Genomic DNA, 7,159 nt, shown 5'->3' with positions numbered 1-7,159 from the left:
CTTGTTCAGTTCGCAAATAAAATAATTTACTAAATAAAAAAGTTAGCTTTTAGGTGAATAGAGGAGGGTTTGGTCTAGAATTTTGGGGACTTCGCCAAAAATTAACGATATATTCCGCTTTTAACTGTTTTATTGACGGTTTTTTTGCGAAACATGCATCATCCAAATTGAACGACTTTACTAAATCAACTTGAAGCTAAGAATGGTTTAAGATGACCCAAAGGTAAATTCGTGTTGACCCGAGCAATACCATAGATTACTTCAGAGATTACTTCAGAGAAAAAGATATATGTTTCACTTCCAAACTCCCCCAAAAATTTATTCAAACCAACTCCCTTTTCCTTTTTACTCCTATATAAGAGGTAGAAGGAACGCAGGCCAATCGGTGGGCTGAAATCATCCTAAGAACGATTCAAGGTTCCTTTACATAAAGGGTTAAGGGAGAGGGTTAGATGAGTAGGTTATTGATTATGGAAAGTCCCGTTATGATTATTCCGAGTTTGGCGGTGAAGATTGGATTGAATGAGGCGGTGGTGCTGCAGCAAATTCATTATTGGCTTGGCATTAGTAAGCATCACATTGAGGGAAGAATTTGGGTGTATAACACCTATGAGGAGTGGCAGAAGCAGCTTCCCTTTTGGTCGGTTAGTACTATTAAGCGGACGATTCTTTCTTTAGAGACGAAGGGGTTACTTCTGTCGGCTAATTTCAATGCGATGAAAATGGACAAGACGAAATGGTACAGCATTGACTATGAGAAACTGCAAGAGTATGAAGATAGCACGATGGAACTGGAAGCAGGTAAGAAGAAATTGTCTGAGGAGTATTTCGATCTAGATGACTAAAATTTGAAATGAATGTTAGTTCTGAGTAGAGCCAACTTCGGACAAGGAAGAGCTGAAATGGAAAGATTGTGTCTGAAGACGAACTAACTTCGGACACAGAAGAGCTGAAATGGAAAGATTGTGTCCGAAGTCGAGCCAACTTCGGACAAGGAAGAGTCCAAACACTCCCCTTAAATTTGATAACTGTCACGCCCCGATACTTAAGAAGATTGATAGGCTTTGAACGAGCTGGTTAATTTTTTCAGTGCCCTTGTTCAATAATGAGCCAATCTGTTAGAGAATTCATAAACTCTTAAACATAGTCTGTCCATGATTCCATGTTCAGTCACTGCGAAGAGTTCCTTTTTTACTTAATAATAGATTAATAGAAAGGGTGGAAGATCGGTGAATATTGAAATCGATTCAGGAGCAAAAGAATGGATTGCATTGAAAGGAAATGAGCTAACAGTTATAACAATGGAAGTAAAAGCTTGCTGTACTCCTGGAGTCCAGGATCTGGTAGCCGTCCCTGGGAAGCCGAAAAAAATAACGAGTTTTCATGAATTTATTATTGATGATGTCTCTATATATGTACAAAAGAGTATTGGAGGCAAGGAAAAACTCTCGCTCAAATTATCTGGGTTTAGTCTTTTAAAATCTATTTCTGCAAAGCTTCAATAAGGATGCTAAACTTGGCTGTTCCATAATATTTTAAAAAAACAGCACCCATTCAAGTGAATGGGTGCTTCATATTTATGCAACTTCTTTTTCAGATTGTTTTACCAAAACATTTTGTGGAATCTTCCATAGCTTAATCCATTTAGTAATGGAAGTAACCATGATGACGATACCAAGGATCAGCATGACAATGGAAAGGATACCATTTAAGACGTTATAACCAGGGTTAGCTGCATTAAAGTAAACGTTTTTCACCATCCAATATCCTGCTACCATGACCGTTACAAACAAGTAGGCCAGCGGGACTAGGCAGGTCAGCATGTACCAACGTTTTTCCGCAATCTTGAGCACGACTGTCGCACCAATGATGAGACCGATCGACGCCATCAATTGGTTGGATACACCAAATAGCGCCCAAACGGAGCTAATATCACCCGAGAACAGCAGATATCCCCAAATGAAGCAGGCTAATGCACTAGCAAAAATATTGGCTCCGAGTGAATCTGTCCGTTTTAACGGTTTAATGAAGTCACCTAAGAAATCTTGAATAAGGTAACGAGCAACCCGAGTTCCTGAGTCAATCGCTGTTAAGATAAACACTGCCTCAAATAGAATTACAAATTGATAGAAATAGGAAGCTAATTTTGCAAAGAATGGAACAGCAGCGAAGATGTACGTCATCCCAACCGCAAGTGTAACGGCTCCACCGGTTCTTCCTTCAAGGTCCATTCCAACTTCTTTACTAAGTTCATCTAGATGTACCGTTTCCATTCCTAGTGCGGCAAATTTCTCCGGTGTTGAATTGATCGCAAAATAATCGCCTGGTTGTAACGATACAGCGGCAATTAATGCCATGATTGCTACTAAACATTCCACAAGCATTGCGCCAAAGGCAACACCTTTCACATCGCTCCAACGATTAATCATCTTCGGAGTTGTACCAGAGCCTACGAAGGCGTGAAAGCCGGAAATGGCTCCACAAGCAATGGTAATCGAAATAAATGGCCAAACTGGACCCGCAACAACAGGACCCCCGCCATTAAGGAATTCGGTAAATGCCGGAAATTGAACTTCTGGATTTACAATGAATACCCCAATAATTAACGCAGCAAATACACCAATTTTCATAAACGTACTTAAATAATCACGTGGTGCCAGCAATAACCAAACTGGTAATGCCGCTGCAAAAAATGCATAGATTGGAAGAATAAGTGCTAATGTGCTTTTTTCAAGGGTTAACATATCGCCAAACCATGTCCCTTGAATACTTGGTCCTAAGATGATGGCCGCCATAATTAATATGAAGCCAACAGTCGTTGCAAGTTTTAAGTTTCCGGTCTTTTTATGATATAATCCAACACCCATTGCAATCGGAATCGTGATTCCAACCGCAAATGTTCCCCATGGGTTTCTTTCAAGTGCGCCAAGAACAACCATGGACAAACCTGCCATCGTAATAGTGATAATGAATAACATCGCTAAGCCTGTACAAAATCCTGCCACAGGTCCAAGTTCTTCCTTCGCCACTTCTGATAAAGATTTTCCATCTCTACGCATCGATGCAAACAGAACGACCGTATCGTGAACTGCCCCGCCAATAACGGCACCAATCAAGAGCCAAATCAATCCTGGTAAATAACCAAATTGTGCTGCTAGAATCGGACCCACTAACGGACCTGCCGCTGCAATCGCTGCAAAATGGTGACCAAATACTACCCATTTGTTCGTTGGGACATAGTCTCGTCCATCCTCAAATTTCTGAGCAGGAGTCGTTTTTGAATCATTAAGCTTTAAAACCTTTGCTGCCATGAAAGTGCCATATAATCGATAAACAATTAAAAGGATACATATTGACGCAATAACAATTGTAATCGCATTCATTTTTGTCTATTCCCCCTCCACTTTTGTTCTTATGTCATCAATTTTACAAAATGAAGGAGCATTTTCTTCATTTTCAGGATAAAATGCACAGATTGAAGGGTGAAATGCAAAAATGAATAAATGAAATGCAAAATATTCAAAAACCTAGCAACTGTTTTAATTCCTTTACATAGGTTCGACTAACCGGAACTTTGGAGCCATCCATCATTTGTAAATTATAGGTAGAATTAAACCATGGTTCTATTTCAACAATATGATCTAAGTTGACGATAAAACTACGATGAACACGTAAAAATTTTGCCTTATTTAACTTTTTCTCTAAAACAACGAGGGCATCAGCCACTTTGTAAGCTTGATTGATTGTTATGATGTTGCACTTACCTTCACTTGCTTCTAAATAAAGGATGTCCGCCACAGTTAGTAAAATAATCCGTTCATCCGCAAGGACTGCTATTTTCCCATTACTGTTGTGTTTTATTGTGGGCGCGATCGGGATATTTTCATTTCCAATATTTTTCATTTTCTTGATTTTTTCCAAGGTCTTTAGAATTCGTTCTTCATCAAAGGGTTTTAAAATATAATCGACTGCATCTAATTCAAATGCCTCTAAAGCATACTCATCATATGCGGTAGCGAAGACAATAGCAGGCGTATCCTCCAGCGTTTCTAATTGCCTAGCTAAGCTCAAGCCATTTTCCTCAGCTAATTCAATATCCAAGAAAACAAGGTCCGGTTTTAGCTCTGTAATATCAGCGACCGCATCCTCGATACAATCACCTTCACCTATGATTTCCACTTGCGCACTGCGAATAAGCAGATATTTTAATTCATCTCTAGCTAACGGTTCATCATCCAATATATAGGCCTTCAACATCTTGATCAAAAACTCCTTTACTATCAAGCGGAATGGTAATGGTAATAATCGCACCATGATCCTCTTTACTTTTTAAAGTTAAGCTGGCTTGACCATTGTAAATTCCTTTTAGACGTTCACTTATATTAAATATCGCTGTGCCATTTCCTTTTTTAGAATCGACCACTTGCTTACCGAGCAATGCAATCTGGTCATCGGTTATTCCTTTTCCATTATCAGCTACAATAATTTGCAGATGATTATTTTTTGAAAAAATGGTTATCGTAATTTGCCCTTGAGATTTACTACGGGGAAAACCATAGTGAATAGCATTCTCAACTAAAGGCTGCAAGATGAAGGGAGGAATCAGTACCTTTTCGAGCTCTGGCTCTATTTGAAAATCTATATTGTATTTGTTAGGAAAACGTGTTTGTTCTAAGGATAGATAGGCCATAACATTTGCTAATTCTTTTTCCAGAGGGATTAGCATCTGCCTGGCTCCTTGAAGGTTGCCACGAAAAAATAAGCTGAGCTCCAATAATAATTTTCGGGCTTTATCTGGATCTGTCCGGCAAAGGGCAGAAATCGTATTAATACTATTAAATAAAAAGTGCGGATGAATCTGAGCTTGCAAGGCTTTAATTTCGGCATCCTTTAATAGCTTCGCCTGTCTTTCTGCCTCAGCAAGCTCGAGCTGTGTCGAAAATAGATTGGCCAGCCCTTCAGCCAATTCCTGCTGCACCTTATCCAGTTTATCTGGCTTTGTGTAGTACATTTTTAAGGTACCAAAAATTTTGTTTTTTACCTTTAATGGAAGAACAATCGCTGCTTCTAATGGACATTGACTATGAATACAGGAGATTTCCTCCTTCGATCTTGCAATGGTAATCTTACCGTCTAAGAGCACTTTTCTCGTCAACCCGGTCTCAGGTTTTATCATGGGAATGTGGTGATCAGAAGCCGCACCGACATGGGCTAAAACTTGTTGGTCACTTGTGATGGCAACTGCATCTGCATCCGTCAGTCTTAACATAATTTCTGAAATTTCCTTGCATGAATGGATGTTTAGGCCTTGACGAAAGAAAGGTAAGGTTTGATCCGCAATAAGAAAGGCTTGATTGGTTTGATTAGCACGGGTACGTTCTTCGTCACGTTTTATGATCTGAATAATGAGCATAAACAGCAAGGTTCCTAAACCATTGCCGAAAATCATCGGCAGGCTAATGAGTTGAACGAGTTCCCAAGCATTGTTAAATGGCTTTGCGGCAACAAGAATGATTAACATCTGAACCGTTTCTAAAGCCATTCCGATGATGACCGCAAAGCCGGGCGAAATTTGTTTCCCCTTTTGTTTTCGTTTTTTCCCAAAGTATCCAGCCACGATCCCAGCCAGAATGGTAGAAAGAGCACACGAAAGGGCAGTGAAGCCTCCAAGGCTATAACGATGGATTCCTGCAATGAGTCCGGCACCCATCCCAACAGTGGGTCCCCCTAGTAAACCTCCAATCACAATCCCCATGACTCTTGTGTTTGCTAGTGCACTCTCCTCGTTCATTTCAGAAAGGAACTCAGGCCTTCCAATTGTATGATGATAGACTTCAATCCCCGTATAATTACTAATAATGCCAAAGGTACCAAAAAGTAAAATCAGCATAACTTTCTCATTAGGACTGTGCTTGTTTTGAATAACTTGGCGAAAAGATCGCATCTGCGAAAGTAAAAAAGCAACAATGACGATAATTCCAACCTTCTCAAGCATCAATGGAGCTAAATTGAACATCTTCCCACCCCCCTTTAACCTAAGTACTAAAACGCTTTTATTAAAATCTTGTCAAAACAGTCATTCCCTCTACCACATTATAAGAAATGACAGTCCATTCCGAAAGAGTATTATAGAATTATAATATTCCAGGTATATGAATTCTATTTTTTTGAAGCTGAAATAGGTTAATAGGAACTGGATTCCATGTTAAGAAAAAAGGGAGTCCGAAAGTCGAGCCAACTTCGGACAAGAAAGAGCCTGAAAGGAAAGAGTGTGTCCGAAGTTAATTCCGGTGCCTATCACATCCCGATATTGTCGAAGATTGCTAGGCTATTGAGAAGAATAATTTGATTGAAGTATTAATTAGCAATGGTTTTAATTTAATGGATGATTTAAGAAAGATTAATAGTAACTTTAAGGATCAATTCAGTTTCGGCCGTATGATTCACGCACTAAATACTAAATGAAGCTGCACGCATAGAAATTTGTTGGGATTAATGTTGCATTAATTATTCACCTTCATTGCAATAATACAAAGCGAAAAGATCCTTAATTAACAAGGTTTCCATACTATTTATCTATAAACCTCTTCTAATAACAATACTTATATACTATACTATTACAACAATATTTTACATTGTTGTAATAGTAAGAAAGTTATTATTAGGGGGAATACTATGAAGAAATCATTCATGGCAATCATTTGTACGCTGGTAATGTTATCAGTCCCTTTATCTGCCTATGCACATCCAGGTAGAACGGACGCTAATGGGGGACACTATTGTTGGACAAATTGTGAAAAATGGGGACTTTCCTACGGGTAATACCATTATCCCAATGGGAATAGTTCAAGTGTAAGCCCAAAAGTAAGTTCAAAGGTAAAGAGCACTAGCGTAAAAAAGAGCGGTTGAAAAAAAACGAATGGAAAGCGATATTACTATGTTAAAGGTGTAAAACAAAAAGGATGGAAGGTCGTTGATAGTAAACGTTATTACTTTGACAAAAACGGTGTAATGAAGACAGGATGGCTTACATATAAAGGTTCTAAATATTATTTAGACAAAAATGGTGTGATGATAAAGGGCTGGATCACAGTAAGCGGTAAAAAGTACTACCTTGATAAGTCGGGCGTGATGAAAAAGGGCTGGATTACAGTAAGCG

General features: G+C 39.0%; 5 protein-coding genes and 3 pseudogenes. 5 read left to right on the top strand and 3 right to left on the bottom strand.

The window, feature by feature from the left end; genetic code table 11:
- Positions 1 to 452 precede the first annotated feature (452 nt).
- Complete coding sequence (locus V7121_RS23160; RefSeq protein ID WP_335548066.1) at positions 453 to 845, top strand: hypothetical protein; 393 nt, start codon at positions 453 to 455, stop codon at positions 843 to 845.
- A gap of 384 nt (positions 846 to 1,229) precedes the next feature.
- Complete coding sequence (locus tag V7121_RS23155) at positions 1,230 to 1,505, top strand: CC/Se motif family (seleno)protein (RefSeq protein ID WP_335548065.1); 276 nt, start codon at positions 1,230 to 1,232, stop codon at positions 1,503 to 1,505.
- A gap of 72 nt (positions 1,506 to 1,577) precedes the next feature.
- Here V7121_RS23155 and V7121_RS23150 read toward each other — a convergent pair whose 3' ends face one another.
- The 3 genes from V7121_RS23150 to V7121_RS23140 all read right to left on the bottom strand — a co-directional run bounded on the left by V7121_RS23150 (position 1,578) and on the right by V7121_RS23140 (position 6,016).
- Positions 1,578 to 3,383, bottom strand: coding sequence for a carbon starvation CstA family protein (locus V7121_RS23150; protein ID WP_335548063.1), 1,806 nt, complete (start codon positions 3,381 to 3,383; stop codon positions 1,578 to 1,580).
- Between the two features lie 136 nt (positions 3,384 to 3,519).
- A complete protein-coding gene (locus V7121_RS23145) occupies positions 3,520 to 4,257 on the bottom strand; it encodes a LytR/AlgR family response regulator transcription factor (protein WP_335503507.1) in 738 nt (245 codons plus the stop codon).
- Positions 4,232 to 6,016: a sensor histidine kinase gene (locus tag V7121_RS23140; protein ID WP_335503509.1), complete on the bottom strand. Its 1,785-nt coding sequence runs from the start codon at positions 6,014 to 6,016 to the stop codon at positions 4,232 to 4,234. The genes V7121_RS23145 and V7121_RS23140 overlap by 26 nt, the downstream gene beginning before the upstream one ends.
- Before the next feature lie 659 nt (positions 6,017 to 6,675).
- Here V7121_RS23140 and V7121_RS23135 point away from each other — a divergent pair.
- From V7121_RS23135 to V7121_RS25020, 3 pseudogenes are all read left to right on the top strand, one after another.
- A pseudogene (locus V7121_RS23135) lies at positions 6,676 to 6,819 on the top strand (YHYH domain-containing protein); the annotation flags it as partial.
- A 141-nt stretch (positions 6,820 to 6,960) separates the two neighbouring features.
- Positions 6,961 to 7,074, top strand: a pseudogene (locus tag V7121_RS25025) (hypothetical protein); the annotation flags it as partial.
- A pseudogene (locus tag V7121_RS25020) lies at positions 7,072 to 7,159 on the top strand (hypothetical protein); the annotation flags it as partial. The pseudogenes V7121_RS25025 and V7121_RS25020, both read left to right, overlap by 3 nt.

The organism is Neobacillus drentensis, assembly GCF_036962125.1.
Lineage (GTDB): Bacteria > Bacillota > Bacilli > Bacillales > Cytobacillaceae > Neobacillus > Neobacillus drentensis_B.
Note: the sequence above shows the minus strand (reverse complement) of the source record. Positions and strands in the feature narration are given on the sequence as shown.